Source organism: Streptomyces cavernicola (genome assembly GCF_029968035.1).
Taxonomy (GTDB): Bacteria; Actinomycetota; Actinomycetes; order Streptomycetales; family Streptomycetaceae; genus Streptomyces; species Streptomyces cavernicola.
On record NZ_JASCIQ010000005.1, the window covers coordinates 37,492 to 56,564 of the forward strand.

At 71.1% G+C, this 19,073-nt stretch carries 18 protein-coding genes, 1 tRNA gene and 1 pseudogene; 11 read left to right on the forward strand and 9 right to left on the reverse strand.

Annotated features, from left to right (window positions below; translation table 11 throughout):
• Positions 1-60 precede the first annotated feature (60 nt).
• A complete protein-coding gene (locus QIS96_RS06360) occupies positions 61-921 on the reverse strand; it encodes a DUF6227 family protein (RefSeq protein ID WP_282541401.1) in 861 nt (286 codons plus the stop codon).
• 274 nt (positions 922-1,195) lie between these two features.
• Positions 1,196-2,419 carry a P1 family peptidase gene (locus QIS96_RS06365; RefSeq protein ID WP_282541402.1) on the reverse strand — a complete coding sequence of 408 codons (1,224 nt, stop codon included), beginning with the start codon at positions 2,417-2,419 and terminating at the stop codon, positions 1,196-1,198.
• Between the two features lie 60 nt (positions 2,420-2,479).
• Between QIS96_RS06365 and QIS96_RS06370 the strand changes: the two are divergent.
• Positions 2,480-2,787: pseudogene (locus QIS96_RS06370) on the forward strand (pyruvate formate-lyase-activating protein); the annotation flags it as partial.
• An 82-nt stretch (positions 2,788-2,869) separates the two neighbouring features.
• Positions 2,870-3,082 (forward strand): hypothetical protein, encoded by a 213-nt coding sequence (locus QIS96_RS06375; protein WP_282541403.1) that lies wholly within the window; start codon positions 2,870-2,872, stop codon positions 3,080-3,082.
• Positions 3,083-3,089: 7 nt separating this feature from the next.
• On the opposite strand, the gene mscL is transcribed toward QIS96_RS06375, so the two are convergent.
• From mscL to QIS96_RS06405, 6 genes are all read right to left on the reverse strand, one after another.
• Complete coding sequence (mscL, locus tag QIS96_RS06380) at positions 3,090-3,668, reverse strand: large conductance mechanosensitive channel protein MscL (RefSeq protein WP_408907132.1); 579 nt, start codon at positions 3,666-3,668, stop codon at positions 3,090-3,092.
• Between the two features lie 72 nt (positions 3,669-3,740).
• Positions 3,741-4,202, reverse strand: a complete 462-nt coding sequence (locus tag QIS96_RS06385) for a hypothetical protein (protein WP_349017370.1) — start codon at positions 4,200-4,202, stop codon at positions 3,741-3,743.
• Between the two features lie 311 nt (positions 4,203-4,513).
• A complete protein-coding gene (locus tag QIS96_RS06390; RefSeq protein WP_282541406.1) occupies positions 4,514-5,374 on the reverse strand; it encodes an S-methyl-5'-thioadenosine phosphorylase in 861 nt (286 codons plus the stop codon).
• 254 nt (positions 5,375-5,628) lie between these two features.
• A complete protein-coding gene (locus tag QIS96_RS06395) occupies positions 5,629-5,979 on the reverse strand; it encodes an FmdB family zinc ribbon protein (protein WP_282541407.1) in 351 nt (116 codons plus the stop codon).
• A gap of 67 nt (positions 5,980-6,046) precedes the next feature.
• The gene (locus QIS96_RS06400) at positions 6,047-7,330 is read right to left on the reverse strand and encodes an MFS transporter (protein ID WP_282541408.1); all 1,284 of its coding nucleotides are present in this window, start codon (positions 7,328-7,330) and stop codon (positions 6,047-6,049) included.
• Positions 7,331-7,657: 327 nt separating this feature from the next.
• The gene (locus QIS96_RS06405; protein WP_282541580.1) at positions 7,658-9,157 is read right to left on the reverse strand and encodes a potassium/proton antiporter; all 1,500 of its coding nucleotides are present in this window, start codon (positions 9,155-9,157) and stop codon (positions 7,658-7,660) included.
• A gap of 295 nt (positions 9,158-9,452) precedes the next feature.
• Between QIS96_RS06405 and QIS96_RS06410 the strand changes: the two genes are divergently transcribed.
• Positions 9,453-12,248, forward strand: a complete 2,796-nt coding sequence (locus tag QIS96_RS06410; protein WP_282541409.1) for a penicillin acylase family protein — start codon at positions 9,453-9,455, stop codon at positions 12,246-12,248.
• On the opposite strand, the gene QIS96_RS06415 is transcribed toward QIS96_RS06410, so the two are convergent.
• Positions 12,238-12,840: a 5-formyltetrahydrofolate cyclo-ligase gene (locus tag QIS96_RS06415; protein ID WP_282541581.1), complete on the reverse strand. Its 603-nt coding sequence runs from the start codon at positions 12,838-12,840 to the stop codon at positions 12,238-12,240. The genes QIS96_RS06410 and QIS96_RS06415 overlap by 11 nt on opposite strands.
• A 93-nt stretch (positions 12,841-12,933) precedes the next feature.
• On the opposite strand from QIS96_RS06415, the gene galU reads away from it, so the two are divergent.
• From galU to QIS96_RS06455, 8 genes are all read left to right on the forward strand, one after another.
• On the forward strand, positions 12,934-13,836 hold the full coding sequence (galU, locus tag QIS96_RS06420; protein ID WP_282541410.1) for a UTP--glucose-1-phosphate uridylyltransferase GalU: 903 nt from the start codon (positions 12,934-12,936) through the stop codon (positions 13,834-13,836).
• Positions 13,837-13,840: 4 nt separating this feature from the next.
• Positions 13,841-15,181 (forward strand): molybdotransferase-like divisome protein Glp, encoded by a 1,341-nt coding sequence (glp, locus tag QIS96_RS06425; protein WP_282541411.1) that lies wholly within the window; start codon positions 13,841-13,843, stop codon positions 15,179-15,181.
• 82 nt (positions 15,182-15,263) lie between these two features.
• Complete coding sequence (gene moaC / locus QIS96_RS06430; RefSeq protein ID WP_282541412.1) at positions 15,264-15,743, forward strand: cyclic pyranopterin monophosphate synthase MoaC; 480 nt, start codon at positions 15,264-15,266, stop codon at positions 15,741-15,743.
• On the forward strand, positions 15,740-16,267 hold the full coding sequence (locus QIS96_RS06435; RefSeq protein WP_282541413.1) for a MogA/MoaB family molybdenum cofactor biosynthesis protein: 528 nt from the start codon (positions 15,740-15,742) through the stop codon (positions 16,265-16,267). Before moaC ends, QIS96_RS06435 begins: the two co-directional genes overlap by 4 nt.
• Complete coding sequence (locus tag QIS96_RS06440) at positions 16,264-16,911, forward strand: GNAT family N-acetyltransferase (protein WP_282541582.1); 648 nt, start codon at positions 16,264-16,266, stop codon at positions 16,909-16,911. The genes QIS96_RS06435 and QIS96_RS06440 overlap by 4 nt, the downstream gene beginning before the upstream one ends.
• Before the next feature lie 196 nt (positions 16,912-17,107).
• Entirely contained in the window at positions 17,108-18,304 is a 1,197-nt protein-coding gene (gene sepX, locus QIS96_RS06445; protein WP_282541414.1) for a divisome protein SepX/GlpR, read from the forward strand.
• 87 nt (positions 18,305-18,391) lie between these two features.
• Positions 18,392-18,465, forward strand: a tRNA-Ala gene (locus QIS96_RS06450).
• A 135-nt stretch (positions 18,466-18,600) separates the two neighbouring features.
• Complete coding sequence (locus tag QIS96_RS06455) at positions 18,601-19,062, forward strand: hypothetical protein (RefSeq protein ID WP_282541415.1); 462 nt, start codon at positions 18,601-18,603, stop codon at positions 19,060-19,062.
• Positions 19,063-19,073 lie beyond the last annotated feature (11 nt).

Consider the following 19,073-nt stretch of genomic DNA (forward strand, 5'->3'; position numbering starts at 1 on the left):
CCTCCATGGAGCACAGTCCTGAGTTGCAGCTGCAGCTGCAGCTGGACCTGGGGCCTGAGTTCAGCTCGTACGAGAAGCGCGCCTTTCCATCGCCGAACGGGCGGCCGTCTCGCTCACGTAGACCTCGCACATGTGGCGGCCGTCCGGCGTGGCCGTGTGCTCGACCTCCCAGAGGCTGACCTCGCGACCGTCCGCGAGCAGGAACGCGTGCTCGTAGAGCGCGAAGCAGAGCCCGGCCGTGCCTACCCGGCAGGGGTTGCCGAAGGCCTGCGTGATCTGGTGCGCGAGGGCGGTGCGCAGCAGCAGGGCCGTGTCGGAGTCCGGCTGGTCGGCGTTCTCCGCGCGGCGGAGGACACGCCTGGCGTGGTCGGCGGAGTCGTCCGGCGCGTACGACCGCTGGCGCGGGGCGGGGGACACGATCAGCCGGACCGCGTCGAACGCCAACGGGTCGCAGGAGCCATACGGGTCGCAGGGGTCATACGGGTCGCAGGGGTCATACGGCTCGTACTGTTCGTAGGGGTCGCAGCCGGGGATGCGGCCCTCCGTCGTGTCCGGGCAGTCGGGGCCGCAGCTGCTGCTCGGCAGCAGGCGGGACGCGGCGACCTGCGCCTCTTCCTCGTCCGTGTACAGCTCGTGGAACGTCTCTTCGCTCGGCTCGCCGCCCGACCCCGTGTTGTGCCGCAACTCCCAGAGCGTCAGCGCCTGGCCGTCGCTGAGCAGGAACGTGTGCCGATGCGTCTCGCGGTGCAGGCCGGCGCTGTGGTGCGCCGAGCGGAGCGAGCTGTCGAAGGCGAGCGCCGATTCGAGCAGGGCTATCGTCTCGTCGGGCAGCTCGAAGGAGTTCAGGGCGCTTCCGAGGAGGCCGTTGAGGTGCTCCTCCGGCGTCTCAGGCGTCTTCGGCGTCTCGTACGGAACGCTCAAGGCATTCTCCCGGCGTCGCTCGCGTCGCTGCATGTCACCTTGTGACCGCTCACCGTAGCCCCTCGGCGGAACATCATGTCCGGGGTTCTGGAAAACGTACGGCCCCCCACAGAAGTTCCCGCACCCGGCCCGACATCCGCACGCCTCCCACCCGACGCCTGCATGCCCCCCGACCTCCAACTCCCGTACGCCCTCGACCTCCAACTCCCGTACGCCTACTCGTCCGACTGCCGATCCGGCCACGCATTCGACTGCCCACCCGAAGCCCCACCCCTCACTCGACTCCCGGGTGCGTCTCTCCCCGCGCCTCTCTGTACAGCTCCCCGTACGACGGGAACACCCCACCCGGGCCGTCGACCGTGACCGTCGCCTCGACCGCCCGGACGATCGCGCGGGTCACCGTGTCCGCGCCCGCAGCCAGGATCGCGTTGACCGCGCCGAGCTGCTCCAACTCGCCCTCGGGCAAGGGGTGTTCGCAGGTGGCCAGGGAGAACACCGTGTCCCCGTCGTGCAGCAGGTGTACCGGGCGGATGGCGCGGGCGAAGCCGTCATGGCTGGTGCCCGCGAGCTTCTGCGCCTGGGCGCGGCTGAGTGCGGCGTCGGTGGCGACCACGGCGAGGGTCGTGTTGAGCGGCGGCCCCACGGACCCCGGCCCCACGGGCCCCGGCCCCACGGACCCGGGCCCCACGGACCCGGGCCCCACGGACCCCGGCCCCGCCGTCGCGATGCTCGGTGCGCCGTCGCCCTGGCGGCGCGCGGTCTCCGCCTGGGCCTCCGCGAGCCGGGCTCGCGCGCGGGCGTGCACCTCCGCCGTCGGGCGCTCGACGCCTTCCGCGCCGCCGTCGAAGTACCGCCCGTACAGCACCCCGGACGACAGATCCGCCACCGAGCCGACGGCGTTCACCACGACCAGCGCCCCGACTGTGTGGCCCGACTCCAGGCGCACACTCGCCGTGCCCACGCCCCCTTTCATCCCGCCCGCCACGGCCCCGGTGCCCGCGCCGACGCTGCCCTGCCCCACCTCGACCGAGGCCCGCTCCACCGCCTCGCGGCCCAGCTCCGCCCCCGGCCGCGCCTGCCAGTCGCCGCCGCGGCCCAGGTCGAAGAGGCAGGCCGCGGGCACCACCGGCACGACCCGGCCGGGCCCGCCCACCGGCACGCCCCGACCCTGCTCCTCCAGCCAAGCCATGACGCCGGCCGCCGCGTCGAGTCCGTACGCGCTGCCGCCCGTGAGCACCACCGCGTCGATCCGCTGCACGAGGTTGCGCGGGTCGAGCGCGTCCGTCTCCCGCGTGCCAGGGCCGCCACCGCGTACGTCCACGGCCGCGACCGCGCCGCCGTCCGGCGCGAGGACGACGGTCGTGCCCGTCAGCCAGCCGTCCCCGTCCCGCGTCGCGTGCCCCACCCGGAGACCGGGCACGTCGGTGAGCGAATCCCTGCCGCCGGTCCGGCCCGCCGCGTCCTTCGAGCTGCTTTCCGAGCTGCCTGAGGAGTCCATGGACGCACCTTACGGATCAGGGCAGTTGGGGCGGGAGGAGCGAGTCGGCCGTGTGGCGAGGAAGCTGCGAAGCACACCGGGTTCATCGCCGCTGCCCGCGGCGGCGGCACCGTCAGCGGCGGTGAGCCCTTGCTGCAGCCGGTCTTCGCCGGGGAGCTGCTGCACCGCTTCAAGCACGAACTCGGCCTGCACACCGCCCTGGACACCTCGGGCTCCCTCGGCGTCCGCGCCACCGACGCCCTGCTGTGGGACGTCGCCCTGCTGTGGGACGTCGACCTGGTGCTGCTCGATATCAAGTCCGGGACCGGGAGACCTACGAGAAGGTGACCGGCCGTCCCCTGCAGCCCACCGGGTCGCTCTGGCGAAGGGGAATCTTCGAGACGTACGGCCTGAAGGCGGTCTGAGCACGACGCCGGAGCTACAGGTTCACGAGCGCCGTACCCTGGAGGCATGAGCAGCGCCGCCCCCGCACCCGGACCGCGAGATGCGAAGACCGGGACCGAGCCGAAGGCCAAGCCGGCCCCGGCCCTCAACTTCGACGATCCGCTGGACCAGCAGTCCGCGGACGACACGGACCGAGGGTGGGGCGAGCGGCCCAGCGGCAGCGACAGCGCCGCCGACCTGGCGCGTTTCCTCGACGAGAAGCCGCCCCACCACCTCTGAGCGTCCGCTACTTGCTGGTGTCCACGGGACCGCCGGGGCCACCGTCGTCCCCGGAGCCGCCCGCACCGGAGGCCGCGCCACCGGGACCGCCGCGCTGCGCGACCAGCGCGTCGCGGATCTCCTTGAGCACCTCGATCTCCGTGACCTCGAGCGTCTCCTGGACGCCCTCCTTGGCCTTCCGGCGCTCCTCGACCTTGGCGAGGTACTTCGCCATCGGCAGCACCATGAGGAAGTAGACGACCGCGGCGGTGATCAGGAAGCTGAGGGTGGCGCTCAGGACCGTGCCCCAGCTGATCGGGATGCCCTCCAGGACGTCCCCGGTCGCCGGGTCGATCTTGCACGGGCCCTTGAGGCAGGACCTGTAGCTCTCCAGGTCCTTCGTGCCGAAGGCGCCGACCAGCGGGTTGATGACGCCCTTCACGACCGCGTTCACGATGTTCGTGAAGGCCGCACCGATCACGACCGCGACGGCCAGATCGATGACGTTCCCGCGCATCAGGAACGCTTTGAAGCCTTCCCAAACGCCCGGCTTCTTCTCCTCGCTCACCACGGAGCCCTTCCTCGTACCTGAGATTGACCGTGACATTAGGCCCGGCACAGGTGATGTGCGTCCAATCCGCTGACACGATCAGGTGAGTTGACAAGAACTCCGTGCGGATCAGCACAAGACCACCACCAGACGGGAGTTGGCGCTCGCGCCGGCCAACTGCACTGCCTCCGCGCGCGATACGGACAGCACGATCAACGCGCCGCCCTCCATGGACGCTCGCTCGCCGGCCGAGACGTCGGTGACGCGTGCGCCTGAGGTCACGCGGGTGGCCTGGGCGCCGGATTCGGGCGCCGCGATGACGTCGACGCGGTCACCGGGGCGCAGCAGCCGTACGGTCTCCGCGTCCGCGATGCGCACCGGGGCGCGTACGAGGTCCGGTGCCGCACGCTCGCCCGGCTCGGCCGAGGGCGGGGTGCGCCCCGCCCCGTCCTCCGCGGATCCGTCCGCCGGGCCCGCGAACCCCTGGGGCCCCGCAGCGGCGAGCGCGGCCGCGGCCATTGCGAGCGCGGCGGCCACGGTGCGGCGGTTACGACCGCGGCGCAGCGCGCCCCGCAGCTGGCCACCCCGCACCCGCAGCGGAGGGAAGAGTGGAACCTCGCACGGCGGAGGAACCGGAGGGGGAGCGGACGGAGGAGAAGCGAAGGGGGAGGGGGAGGGGGAGGGGGATGGGGGAAAGGAGTGGGCGCTGGAGCGCGAGGACATGGCAACCACCGCCTGCCGTGGGGGAATTGGCCTGAACGCCCCTCACGATCCACGGTCCCGGCCGATCCCGCTCGACCCTGTGGACAACCTCGCGGTTGTGGACAACTCCCTCACCCGAAGGGGAAGTTCCGGACCACCCCGGCGCCCCTTCAGAGCTCCTCAGAGCTCCTCAGGGCTCCTCAGGGCAGCTCGATCCCCAGATCCCACCCGTCATGCGCCCGCGTGCACAGACAGTCCCGCTCCTCGGTGGCCGGCAGGCCCGCCACCGCGTCGAACAGCACGTCGCGCAGCCGGGAGACGTTCTCGCCGAAGACCTTGAGGACCTCGGTGTGCGAGACGCCCTCGCCGGTCTCCGCTCCCGCATCCAGGTCGGTCACGAGCGACAACGACGTGTAGCAGAGCCCCAGTTCACGGGCGAGGATCGCCTCGGGGTGGCCGGTCATGCCCACCACCGACCAGCCTGCGGCCGCGTGCCACTGCGACTCGGCGCGGGTGGAGAAGCGCGGGCCCTCCACGACGACCATGGTGCCGCCGTCGACAGCGGCCCAGTCGCGGGCGCGGGCCGCCTTCAGGGCGACGCTGCGGCCCTCGGGGCAGTACGGGTCGGCGAACGTCGTGTGCACCACGTTGGGGATGCTGCCGTCGGGCAGCGGCACACCGTCGAAGTACGTCTGTACGCGGCTCTTCGTCCGGTCGACGAGCTGGTCGGGCACCAGCAGCGTCCCGGGCCCGTACTCGGGGCGGAGCCCGCCCACGGCACAGGGGCCGAACACCTGGCGCACGCCCACGGAGCGCAGCGCCCACAGGTTGGCGCGGTAATTGATCCGGTGCGGCGGGAGGTGGTGGCCGCGGCCGTGACGCGGCAGGAACGCCACCTTCCGCCCGGCGATCTCGCCGAGGAACAGGGAGTCGCTCGGCTCCCCGTAGGGGGTGCTCACCTGGACTTCGGTGACGTCCTCAAGGAACGAGTAGAACCCCGAGCCGCCGATCACGCCTATGTCCGCGGACGCCGCAGCGCCACCGTTGTGTGCGTTCGCCATGCGCAGCAGCGTAGTGGAGCGCGCACGGCCGGGTCGGGCCGGACCAGAGCCCGTCACACAACCGAGAGCGGGCTTGGCCGCCACACGACCGAAAGCCCCGCGCACGACCGAAAGCCCCGCGCACGACAGCAAAGCCCCGCGCACGACAGAAAGCCCCGCGCACGACAGAAAGCCCCGCAGTCGCGTGACTGCGGGGCTTTCGGGACAAGCTTTTGTGCGGGCTGAGCCAGGCCGCGCCATGCGCTGCGGGTCCGTCAGGCCGCGGAAGAGCTGCTTCCGGAGGAGCCGGAAGAACCCGAGGAAGCCGTCGAACCGGCCGTCGAGGAGCTCGACGAGGACGAGGAGCCCGAGTTCGAGGACGTGGTGGACGTCGACGAGCTGGACTTCGACGCGGTCGAGGACGACGCGGGCGTGCTGCTCGACGACGAGTTGCGGCTGTCATTGCGGTAGAAGCCGGAACCCTTGAAGACGATGCCGACCGCCGAGAACACCTTCTTGAGGCGTCCGTTGCAGCTGGGGCACTCGGTCAGGGCGTCGTCGGTGAACTTCTGCACCGCCTCGAGGCCCTCGCCGCACTCGGTGCACTGGTACTGATAGGTCGGCACTTGCTTCCTCCTGGCACTCTCACTCGATGAGTGCTAACGACGGTCCATAGTGACGTATTCCTCGGGATCAGTCCACTGTCACGGGCGAGCGGTGACCGACGCCACGTGCCACGGTCCGGCTCTGCGAGGCCGGGGCGAGCCGGGAGCGCAGGGCCACGAGGGTCAGCAGGGCGAGCACCGTGCCGGCCATGGGCACCAGGAATCCGGCGCTCGCACCGAAGGCGTCGGCAAGCCGGCCGGTGAGCGTCACGGCGACGGCCTGGCCGAGCGCGACCGCACCGGTGAGGAGTGTGAACGCCTCGGTCCGCGCGGAGGCCGGAACCAGGCTCTCGACCAGCGTGAACCCGGTGATCAGCGCGGGCGCGATGCACATCCCGACGAGGAGTCCCAGTACGGCGAAAAGCGCCACTGAGTGGACGGTCCACAGGGTGGAGGCGGTGGCGGCCAGTGCGGTGTAGCCGACGAGGAGGCGGCGGCGCGGGCCGACCTTCCAGGCGATGGCCCCGCAGGCGATGCCGGCGAGCATGTTGCCCGCGGCGAAGATGCCGTACAGGAGGCCGTTGACCCCGGGCTGACCGGCTTCTTCGGCGAAGGCGGTGAGGGCGACCTGCATGCCGCCGAAGACGGAGCCGATGCCGAGGAACGCCACAGCGAGGACGCGGGCGCCGGGCACGGAGAACGCGGAAACGTGCTCCACGCGCGCGTGCCCGGCGAGGGCACCGTGCGCCTCGGGCTGGGTGTCGCGCTGCGCGGCGAAGAGCAGGCCGCCGGCGAGAGTCAGCGCGGCCTGGGTGGCGAGGCCCGCTCCGGGGTGCACGAAGGTGCACAGGGTGGTGGCGAGCACGGGGCCGACGACGAAGGTGAGCTCGTCCGTGACGGACTCGAAAGCCGCCGCGGTGGGCGTGAGCGCGCGCCGTTCGGGGTGGTCGAGGACGGCCGCCCAGCGGGCCCGCACCATCGGCCCGACCTGCGGCACCGAGGCGCCGACCGGCACAGCGGCGACGAAAAGGGCCCACAGGGGTGCGTCGGCGAGGGCGAGCGCGGCGAGCACGATCACCGAGACGGCGTTCACCAGGACGCCGGGGATCAGCACGGCGGCCTGCCCGAAGCGGTCGGTGAGCTTGCCGCTCTGCGGCGCGAACAGGGCCATGGAGACGCCGGCCACGGCGGCCACGGCGCCCGCGCTGCCGAACGAGCCGGTGGTGTGCTGGACGAGCAGGACGATCGACATGGTCAGCATCGCGAAGGGCTGACGTGCGGCGAAGCCGGGCAGGACGAACGAGAGGGCGCGGGGTGTGCGCAGGAGTTGTCCGTACCCGGGGCGGGAAGTGGAGTTGACCGCGGATTCCACGGTCCTTGCCTTTCTGCTGCCTGGTGGCGGGCCCGTGTGGCAGTGCCGAGAGCTGTCCTCTTGCGCAGAAGAACGTCGGTGATACCCGGCCCACTGCGAGGGACCGCGGCCGCCGTGCGGTCGCGCCAGCTCTGCGTCAGACAGAGGTGGTTCGATTCGTAGTTCCTTGATTGTACGGGGAAGCGACCGCGTATGCCTCTGAATGAGGGGGATCACACAGCGGGCGGCCTGTGATTGGCAAAAACAGCCACCTATAGGGGCCTGTCAGGGGCAACGCCTCTATGAGGCCGCACTCCTATGAGGCCGCACTCCTATGAGGACGTGCCCCTATGAGGACGTGCCTCCGGTGCCGAGCCAGCCCGCCAGCTTGCCGCCCTGTCCGACCGCGCGCAGGCGTCGTTCGGCGGCGTCCCGCACCGGGTCGGTGGCGACGACGAGCAGTTCGTCGCCCTGCCTGAGCACGGTGGTGGGGGACGGCACGAAGGACTTCTCGTCCCGTACGACGAGGGTGACGGCGGCGCCGGCGGGCAGCCGCAGCTCCGCCACCTCGACGCCGTGCATTTTGGAGTGCTCGGGAATGCTCACCGAGAGCAGGTGCCCGCGCAGTCGCTCCAGAGGGGCGGATTCGACGCCCAGATCGGCCGCCTGGTCGGCCCGGCCGATGCCGAGCGCCCTGGCGAGCCAGGGGAGGGTGGGGCCCTGGATGAGGGTGTAGACGACGACCAGGATGAAGACGATGTTGAAGATCCTCTGGCTGCCGTCGACGCCGGTCACCATCGGAATCGTCGCCAGGATGATGGGCACCGCGCCGCGCAGGCCGGCCCAGGACATCAGGGCCTTCTCCTGCCAGGGCATGCGGAACGGCAGCAGGGCGACGAAGACGGAGACCGGCCGCGCCAGGAGGGTCAGGACCAGGCCGATGAGGATGGCGGGCCAGATGTCGTCGAGCAGGTTGTGCGGCGTGACGAGCAGGCCGAGCAGGACGAACATGCCGATCTGGGCGATCCAGCCGAGCCCGTCGGCGAAGCCGCGGGTGGCGGGCCAGTGCGGCAGCTTGGAGTTTCCGAGCACCATCGCGGCCAGGTAGACCGCGAGGAAGCCGCTGCCGTGCGCGAGCGCGCCGGCCGCGTACGCCGTCACCGCGATGGCCATCACGGCGATCGGGTAGAGGCCGGAGGCGGGCAGGGCGATGTGCCGCATGCCGTACGCGCCGAGCCAGCCGACGGCGAGGCCGATCGCGGCGCCGATGGCGAGTTCGAGGGCGATCTCCCCGACCAGGACGTACCACTGGTCGACGGGCCCTGTGGTGGAGAAGGCGACGACGAGGATCACGACGGGGGCGTCGTTGAAGCCGGATTCCGCTTCGAGCACGCCGGTGATGCGCGCGGGCAGCGGCACCTTGCGCAGTACGGAGAAGACCGCGGCGGCGTCGGTGGACGAGACGACCGCGCCGATGATGAGGGACTGCCGCCAGTCGAGCCCGACGAGATAGTGCGCGCCCGCCGCTGTGATGCCCACGCTCACCGCGACGCCGAGGAGCGACAGCAGCACTGCCGCCGGCAACGCGGGTTTGATCTCCTTCCACTTGGTGCCCAGACCACCCTCGGCCAGGATCACCACAAGCGCGGCATAGCCGATCACCTGGGTCAACTCGGCGTTGTCGAACACGACGTTGCCGAATCCGTCCTGGCCTATCGCAATGCCGATCCCCAGGTACAGGAGCAGGCTCGGCAGGCCGCTGCGCGAGGAGATGCGCACGGCCGCCACCGCGATGAGCAGGACGAGGGAGCAGACGAGAAGGAGCTCGTTGAGCTGATGAACAGTCAGTGGCCGTTCCTTTCAGGGTGCGCGGAACTCGGCGCGGAACTCGGCGCGGAAGGAGGGGTACTTCGTTACCTTACCTAATCGTTAACGCTTCCTTGATGTCGATCAGGTCTCGGCTCCCGCACCGGGCCGGGTGCCCGCTCGTCGCCGGGGAGGGCCCAACAGCCGTCGCTCGACCGGAGTTATCCACACCGAGTCCGATGCGGTCAGAGGCTCGTCCTATGGTTGCTCCCAGCACTTCCCGGACCGCAGAGCCAGCTCGGCCGACCAGCCCGCTCGAAGGACAGCAAGGACAGCGATGCCCGCCAATGAAAGCGCCTCTTCCGGCCAGAAGACCGGCAAGAAGAAGGGGCGACGTGCCCGCCTCGTCGTGATTGCACTGGTCCTTGCCGTCGTCGCAGGCATCGCCTTCGGTTCGTACTGGAGTATCAGTACGGTGCGCGCCTCGCTGCCGCAGACCAAGGGCTCGATGCAGCTCGACGGCCTTGCGGGCCCGGTCGACGTCCGCCGTGACAGCAGCGGCATCCCGCAGGTCTACGCCTCGTCCGACGAGGACCTGTTCATGGCCCAGGGCTATGTGCAGGCGCAGGACCGCTTCTGGGAGATGGACGTACGCCGCCACATGACCTCCGGTCGGCTCTCCGAGATGTTCGGCAAGAGCCAGGTCGAGACCGATGAATTCCTGCGCACCCTCGGCTGGCACCACGTCGCACAGCAGGAGTACGACACCAAGCTGACCCCGGAGACCAAGAAGTACCTCCAGGCGTACGCCAAGGGGGTCAACGCCTACCTGAAGGGCAAGGAGGGCGCGGACGTCTCCGTCGAGTACGCGGCCCTGGGCTTCACCAACGACTACAAGATCGAGGAGTGGACCCCGGTCGACTCCGTGGCCTGGCTCAAGGCCATGGCCTGGGACCTGCGCGGCAACATGCAGGACGAGATCGACCGCTCCCTGATGCACAGCCGACTCGGCCCGAAGCAGATCCAGGACCTGTACCCGGACTACCCGTACGACCAGCACAAGCCGATCGTCGAGGAGGGCGGCCTCGCCGCGGGCTCCAAGACGTACGACCCCAAGGGGAGTTCGGTCCAGGAGCAGGCCGGCGCGGGCGGCACGGGCACCGGCGTGGGAGCGGGCACGGGCGCAGGCGCGGGTACCGGCAACGGCCTCGCGGGCGGCGGGAGCACGGCCGGCGGCCTCACGACGCAGATGTCCGGGCTCTCCGACGCCCTCGACAAGCTGCCCGACGCCATCGGCCCGAACGGCAACGGCATCGGCTCCAACTCCTGGGTCGTGTCCGGCGAGCACACCACCACCGGCAAGCCGCTGCTCGCCAACGACCCGCACCTCGCGCCCCAGCTGCCGTCGATCTGGTACCAGATGGGCCTGCACTGCCGCGGCGTCTCGGCGAAGTGCCAGTACGACGTCTCGGGTTACACCTTCTCCGGCATGCCGGGCGTGATCATCGGCCACAACCAGGACGTCGCCTGGGGCATGACCAACCTGGGCGCCGACGTCACGGACCTCTACCTGGAGAAGATCCAGGGCGACGGGTACCAGTACGGGCGCAAGATCGAGCCGTTCAAGACCCGCAAGGAGACCATCGAGGTCGCGGGCGGCGAGTCCAAGAACATCGTGGTCCGCTCGACGAACAACGGCCCGGTGGTCTCGGACCGCAACGACGAGCTCGGCAAGGTCGGCCAGGAGGCCCCGGTGGGCAGCGCGGCCCCCGACCGCGCCGACGGGTACGCGGTGTCCCTGCGCTGGACGGCGCTGACCCCCGGCAAGTCCATGGACGCGGTGTTCGCGCTCAACAAGGCGAAGAACTTCCAGGACTTCCGCAAGGCCGCGGCCGACTTCGAGGTCCCCTCGCAGAACCTGATCTACGCCGACACCGAGGGCAACATCGGCTACCAGGCCCCCGGAAAGATCCCCACGCGCGCGAAGGCGCACGACGGCACGCTCCCGGCCCCCGGCTGGGACCCGGCCTACCGCTGGACGGGATACATCCCGCAGAGCGCCCTGCCGTACGAGTACAACCCGAAGCGCGGCTACATCGTGACGGCCAACCAGGCCGTGACCGGCTCCGACTACCCCTACCCCCTCACCAAGGACTGGGGCTACGGAGCGCGCAGCCAGCGCATCAACGACCTCATCGAGTCGAAGCTGAAGAACGGCGGCAAGATCTCGACCGAGGACATGCGCACGATGCAGCTGGACAACAGCAGTGAGATCGCCAAGATGCTCACGCCCAAGCTGCTCAAGATCGACGTGTCCGACCCGTACGTCCGCGAGGCGCAGCAGCTGCTGGAGGGCTGGGACTACACGCAGGACCCGGACTCGGCGGCGGCCGCGTACTTCAACGCGGTCTGGCGCAACATCCTGAAGCTGGGCTTCGGCAACAAGCTGCCCAAGGAGCTGCGGGTCGAGGGCTCCTGCATCAACGTGCCGCCCGCCGACAAGACCGGCCCGGTCGACGACCCGGACGTGCGCGTGCGCGAGTGCGGCGAGCGGGCCGCCGACGCGGCGCAGCCGGACGGCGGCGACCGCTGGTTCGAGGTCGTCCGCAGCATCCTCGACGACGAGGACAACGAGTGGTGGCAGTCGCCCTCCACGCGTACGGACTCCGAGACCAAGACCCGTGACCAGCTCTTCGCGCGTGCCATGGAGGACGCCCGCTGGGAGCTGACCGCGAAGCTCGGCAAGGACATCGACAGCTGGAGCTGGGGCCGCCTGCACCGCCTGCAGCTGGACAACCAGACCCTCGGCACCGAGGGCCCCGGCTTCATCCAGTGGCTGCTCAACCGCGGCCCCTGGGAGGTCGGCGGCGGTGAGGCCGCGGTCAACGCCACGGGCTGGAACGCGGCCGGCGGGTACAGCGTGATCTGGGTGCCGTCGATGCGGATGGTGGTGAACCTCGGCGACTTCGACAAGTCGAAGTGGATCAACCTGACCGGTGCGTCGGGGCACGCGTACAGCCCCAACTACACCGACCAGACCGAGAAGTGGGTCAAGGGCGAGCTGCTCGACTGGCCTTACTCGGAGAAGGCGGTCGAGGCGGAGGCGGAGAACGACCTGGTGCTCAGGCCGTAAAGCGCCGGACGCCGCTGGGCGTCACCACCGCTTGAACGGGGTGGTCGTGCGGTTCCTCAGGGACCCGCGCGACCACCTCGTTGTCGTAGAGGAGCACGACCAGAGGCGGCTCCACGCGCGCGTGCGAGAGCCGCGCGAGCACCCGGTCGTACGAGCCGCCGCCGCGGCCCAGGCGCATGCCGCGGCCGTCCACGGCGAGACCGGGCAGCAGCACCGCGTCGGCTTCCAGGACCGCGTCGGGGCCGAGCCGCTCGCCGCGCGGTTCGAGCAGTCCGCGCCGGGCGCGCACCAGCTGCTCGGGGCCCTCGAAGACGGCCCAGTCGAGGTCGTTGTCGGACAGGAGCACGGGCAGCAGAACCCGCACCCCGCGCGCGTGCAGGGTGTCGAGCAGCGCGCGTGTGCCGGGTTCGCGGCCGATCGAGACGTACGCGGCGACCGTGTCCGCGTCAGCGAGCTCCTCCAGTTCGAGCGCGCGGCGGGCGAGAACCGCGGCCGCCTCCTGCGCGTCATCTGCTGTCAACCGACGCCTCGCTTCGAGGAGTTCTCCGCGCAACGTGGCCTTGTCAGCCTTGCCGTTGGTGTTCTGGCCCACAGCCAACTCACAAACCCCTCATATCCAGGCCTAAGCGAATCAATTAACCGGACGCACATGTTCCGCACATTCGCACCGGTTATGGTGCTGGGCATGACTGAGTCGCACCCCACGATCACCAAGGCTGTCATCCCGGCAGCAGGCCTCGGCACGCGCTTCCTCCCGGCCACCAAGGCCACCCCGAAGGAGATGCTGCCGGTCGTCGACAAGCCGGCGATCCAGTACGTGGTCGAGGAGGCCGTGGCCGCCGGTCTGTCCGACGTCCTGATGGTCACGGGCCGCAACAAGCGCCCCCTCGAGGACCACTTCGACCGCAACTACGAACTGGAAGAGGCCCTCGTACGCAAGGGCGACCAGGGCCGCCTCGCCAAGGTCCAGGAGTCCAGCGACCTGGCCACCATGCACTACGTCCGCCAGGGCGACCCCAGGGGCCTCGGCCACGCGGTCCTGTGCGCCGCCCCGCACGTCGGCAACGAGCCCTTCGCGGTCCTCCTCGGCGACGACCTGATCGACGCCCGCGACCCGCTGCTGCAGCGCATGGTCGACATCCAGGCCCGCGAGGGCGGCAGCGTCATCGCGCTCATGGAGGTCGACCCGGCGCAGATCCACATGTACGGCTGCGCCGCCGCCGACCCCACCGGCGAGGGCGACGTGGTCAAGGTCACCGGCCTCGTCGAGAAGCCCGAGCCCGCCGACGCCCCCAGCAACCTCGCGATCATCGGCCGGTACGTCCTCGACCCCGCCGTCTTCGACGTGCTCCGCAAGACCGAGCCGGGCCGCGGCGGCGAGATCCAGCTGACCGACGCGCTCCAGCAGTTGGCCGCGGACGAGAAGATCGGCGGGCCCGTGCACGGCGTCGTCTTCAAGGGCCGCCGCTATGACACCGGAGACCGCGGCGACTATCTGCGTGCCATTGTCAGACTCGCGTGCGAACGTGAAGACCTGGGCCCCGACTTCCGGGCCTGGCTTCGTAGTTACGTCGCAGAGGAGATGTAGCACCTTGAGCAGCAGCACGACGGCAGAGGACACCGGCCGGGCCCCGGTCTGGTCGGTGTCCGAGCACCTTGAGGACATTCTCGCCGCGGTCCACCCGCTCGAGCCGATCGAGCTGCAGCTCCTCGACGCCCAGGACTGCGTCCTGGTCGAGGACATCACGGTGCCCGTCTCGCTGCCGCCCTTCGACAACAGCTCGATGGACGGGTACGCGGTCCGCACCGCCGATGTCGCGGGCGCCACCGAGGAGTTCCCCGCCGTCCTCGAAGTCATCGGGGACGTCGCCGCGGGCAGCGCGGGCGAGCTCACCGTCGGCCCCGGCCAGGCCGCCCGCATCATGACCGGCGCCCCGCTGCCGCCCGGCGCCCAGGCCGTCGTGCCGGTGGAGTGGACCGACGGCGGCCTGGGCGAGGGCCCCGCCGGCACGATGACGCCGCACAGCCTGGCCCCCGAGGGCGCCTCCGGCGAGGTCCGCGTGCACCGCCCCGCGAAGGACCGCGCCCACGTCCGCGCCCGCGGCAGCGACGTGAAGGCGGGCGAGCGCGCCCTCGCCGCCGGCACCCTCCTCGGCCCGCCGCAGATCTCCCTGCTCGCCGCCATCGGCCGCGCCACGGTCCGCGTGCACCCCCGCCCGCGCGTGGTCGTCCTCTCCACCGGCAGCGAACTCACCCAGCCCGGCGAGGAGTTGACCGAGGGCCGGATCTACGACTCCAACAGCTTCGCCCTCACCGCCGCCGCCCGCGACGCCGGCGCGATCGCCTACCGCGTGGGCGCGGTGGCCGACGACGCCGAGACCCTCAGAGCCACCATCGAGGACCAGCTCATCCGCGCCGACCTCCTGGTCACCACCGGCGGCGTCTCCGTAGGGGCGTACGACGTGGTGAAGGAGGCGCTGCAGGGCGCGGGGGACTGGGAGGAGGGCAGCGAGTCCGGCAGCGGCATCGAGTTCCGCAAGCTCGCCATGCAGCCCGGCAAGCCCCAGGGCTTCGGCTCCATCGGCCCTGACCACACCCCGCTGCTCGCGCTCCCCGGCAACCCGGTCAGTTCGTACGTCTCCTTCGAGCTGTTCGTCCGCCCCGCGATCCGCGCCCTGATGGGCCTGAAGGGCTCCGGCCGGGCCACCGTCCGCGCCGCGCTCGACAGCCCCGCGCCGCTCACCTCCCCGTCCGGCAAACGCCAGTTCCTGCGCGGGCGGTACGACGAGGAGAAGCGCACCGTCGCCCCCGTGGGTGGTTCCGGCTCCCACCTGATCGCGGCGCTCGCGCACGCGGACGCCCTGATCGTCGTCCCCGAGGAGACCGCCGAGGTCGCCCCCGGCGCCGAGCTGGACGTGATCCTGCTCCGCTGAGCCCCACCCGGTGCGGGTACCGTGGCTGCCCACACGAGGCCCACCACGGCCCGCCCGAGCCCTGACCGGGAGCGCACAGCAGATGAGTACGCAGGACCGACTGACGCACATCGACGAGGCGGGCGCCGCCCGGATGGTCGACGTATCGGAGAAGGACGTCACGTCCCGCACCGCGCGTGCGAGCGGCCGGGTCCTGGTCTCGCCGCGCGTGGTCGAACTGCTCAGGGGCGAGGGCGTGCCGAAGGGCGACGCCCTCGCCACCGCCCGGATCGCGGGGATCATGGGCGCCAAGCGCACGCCGGACCTGATCCCGCTGTGCCACCCGCTCGCGGTCTCCGGCGTGAAGGTCGAACTCTCCGTCGCGGACGACGCGGTGGAGATCCTCGCCACCGTGAAGACCACGGACCGCACCGGCGTCGAGATGGAGGCCCTGACCGCCGTCACCGTCGCCGCGCTCACCGTGATCGACATGGTGAAGGCGGTCGACAAGGGCGCCGTCATCACCGACGTCCGCGTCGAGGAGAAGACGGGCGGCAAGTCCGGGGACTGGAGCCGGGCATGAGGGCCCTCGTCGTCACCGCCTCCAACCGCGCCTCGGCCGGGGTGTACGCGGACAAGGGCGGCCCGATCCTCGCCGAGGGCCTCAAGGGCCTGGGCTTCGAGGTCGACGGCCCGCAGGTCGTGCCCGACGGCGACCCGGTCGAGCAGGCGCTGCGCGCGGCCGTCGACGCCGGCTACGACGTGGTCCTCACCACCGGCGGCACCGGCCTCTCGCCCACCGACCGCACCCCCGAGGCGACCCGGCGCGTGCTCGACCTCGACGTGCCCGGCATCGCCGAGGCCATCCGCGCGTACGGCCGGGACAAGGTGCCCACGGCGGTCCTCTCCCGCGGCCTCGCCGGGATCGCGAACCGCACCCTGATCGTGAACCTGCCGGGCTCCACCGGCGGCGTACGGGACGGACTCGCCGTACTGGAACCGCTCCTCGTGCACGCCGTCGACCAGATCCGCGGCGGCGACCACCCCAGACCCGACGCAGTTCCAGCGGCCGGTCACGGCACCGGAGCCACCGGGAGCCCGAGCTGAACAGCCCTGCGTGGCCCGCGAGACTGGCGGACGGCGATGTCGTCCTCCGCCCGATAAAGCTGCGCGACCAGCGCGCCTGGCGGGAGGTCAACCAGCGCAACCGCGACTGGCTGCGCCCCTGGGAGGCCACGATCCCGCCGGCCGGCCCCGGCGGCCCGATCACGCACCGGCCGACGTACCGGCAGATGGTGCGCCATCTGCGCGCGGAGGCCAACGCGGGCCGCATGATGCCCTTCGTCATCGAGTACCGGGGCCGTCTGGTGGGCCAGTTGACGGTCGCCGGGATCACCTGGGGCTCGATGTGCTCCGGCCATATCGGTTATTGGGTCGACCAGTCCGTGGCCGGGCGGGGCGTGATGCCGACGGCGGTCGCCCTCGTCGTCGACCACTGCTTCAGGACCGTCGGTCTGCATCGCGTCGAAGTCTGCATTCGGCCCGAGAACGCCCCGAGCCGCCGGGTCGTCGAGAAACTCGGATTCCGTGAGGAAGGGCTCCGCCCGCGTTATCTCCACATCGACGGCGCCTGGCGGGACCACCTCGTGTTCGCACTCACCGCGGACGAGGTCCCGGAAGGGCTGCTCACCCGCTGGCACCAGCGACGATCCGGAAACAGTCCGAAGGGCACACCGCGGAACACGGCCTGACTCCGCGAAATAAAATGTGTGTTCGAAAAACAGCGCGGATTGACCGCGAATATGCCTCCGGTGCCTCCGGATGTCCTGGTCGCGAAGCCTGCTGATCGCATCAGTCACAAAAAAAGTTCGAGATATCAGCCAGATCGTGCGACACACCGGCCGAATTGGCAGATGGCCTCAACGAAACCCCTCTACCGTGTGAGGCGTGAGCAGCAGCGGCCTCATCTACGCAGTCATTGTCGGGGCCTGGGCCGCCTACTTGGTGCCGATGTGGCTCCGTAGGCAGGACGAGCTCAACGAAGCCCGTCCGACGGAACGCTTCAGTACCGCCATCCGGCTCCTTTCCGGGCGGGCGGGAATGGAGCGCCGGTACGCCAAGGACGTCAAAGCGCGTACCGAAGGCGAAGAGCCCATGGCCGACCCGGATGTCGCGACGGAATCCCTCACGGGGTCCGTCGACGTCCGGGCCTTCGCCGTGTCCGAGGACGGCGAGGAGCGCGGCGAGCAGCCGAGACCGCGCGAGCAGCCGCGAGAACCCCGGCAGGAGCAGCGCCCCGCGCGGCGGTCCGAGAAGAGCGAGCGCGCCGCGAAGGCCGAGCGCTCCGAGCGGGCCGCACGTTCCGAGGCCGCGGCGGCCGCCGCGCGCGCCCGGCGCTCCAAGGTGCTCGCCCGACGGCGGCGTACGACGGTGGTGCTGTTCCTCGCGTTCACGCTCGGCTCGGTCGTCGCGGCCGTCGGCGGTCTCGCGTTCCTGTGGGCGCCCGCTCTTCCGGCGGTGCTCCTGAGCACGTACATCGTCTACCTGCGCTCGCAGGAGCGGCGGCGCTACACGTACACGATGGACCGGCGTCGGGCCGAGGACGCGGCGCGGCAGCTGCGTGAGCGGCGGCCCGCAGGGCGCAGGTCCGCCGAGTCGCAGGGCGCGGAGGACGCGGCCGAGGGCGGCGGGGGCCACGGGGCCGAGGCCGACGAGAAGCCCGGTCTTTCCGCGCTCGCCGCCGACCGTCGGGCCTTGGTCGAGCAGACCGATCACGCCGAGTGGGTCGACCAGCAGCGCGAGCGGGACCGCGGTGCGGCGCGCGGCGACAGCTGGGAGCCGGTGCCGGTGCCGCTGCCGACGTACGTCACCGCTCCGGTGGCGCCGCGGGCCACCGGCAGCATCGACCTGAGCGCCCCCGACACCTGGAGCTCGGCCCGGTCCAGCGCGGCCGGGCAGCCGAAGGAGACCGAGGCCGACGAGGCGGCGCCGGCCGCCGAGGAGGAGCAGGGGCGCGGCGCGCGGTCAGGGAGCGAGGCGCAGCCCGCGCGCCGGGCGGCCGCACGGCGCAGCCGCGAGCGCGGCCGCACGCCGCTCTTCGACCAGTACGAGGACGGAGACCGGCCGCGCGCGGCCAACGAGTGAGGGCCGGTGATCTGACCAGCGCGGTAGTCGCGAGGGGACGGATTTCCGAGCACCCTGATCGGGGTGCTAGAGTTTCACTCGTTGCAAGGGCCTGTGGCGCAGTCCGGTAGCGCACCTCGTTCGCATCGAGGGGGTCTGGGGTTCAAATCCCCACAGGTCCACCGCAATTGAGAACCCCGTCGGATTCATCCGGCGGGGTTCTCGTCTTGTTCGGCGTTGTTCGGCGCAGGTTCGCGGCCTCGGATCGCGATCGGCCGCCCGATGCGGGGTTTTGTCCGCCTCCATACATTTGATCCATGTGTCGCCGATCTTCGTCCTCCCTCCTCGCCTGTGGCGTGCTGCTCGGGGCGCTGCTGCTCGGCGGCTGCGGCGGGCCGAAGGGGCTGTACGTACAGGGGCCGGCGATCCAGCCGTCGCCGGTGAGCGGACCGGTGTACGTCGCCGATGCGCTCGGCCAGCCGTTGCAGCGGCCCACTTCGGTCGGGCTCAGCGACTCCGTCGGGCTCTCCGGGCTGCGCTGGGGTGACTGGGGCGGGGCCAAGGCGACCGCGAGCGGGCGGCTGAGCGGCGGCTGGTGCGCGCCGGGGTGCGGGCGGGAGCCGTACGACGTGACGGTGGTGCTCAGCGGTCTGGAGAAGCAGGAGCGGGTGCCGTACTACCGGAGGGCGACCGTCGTGCCCGAACAGCCCGAGGAGTTGCCGGCGGCCGCGGAGAAGGTGCAGTTGCAGGGCATCCGGCTCTCGGTCCCGGCGTTCTGAGCGGGCGGCGC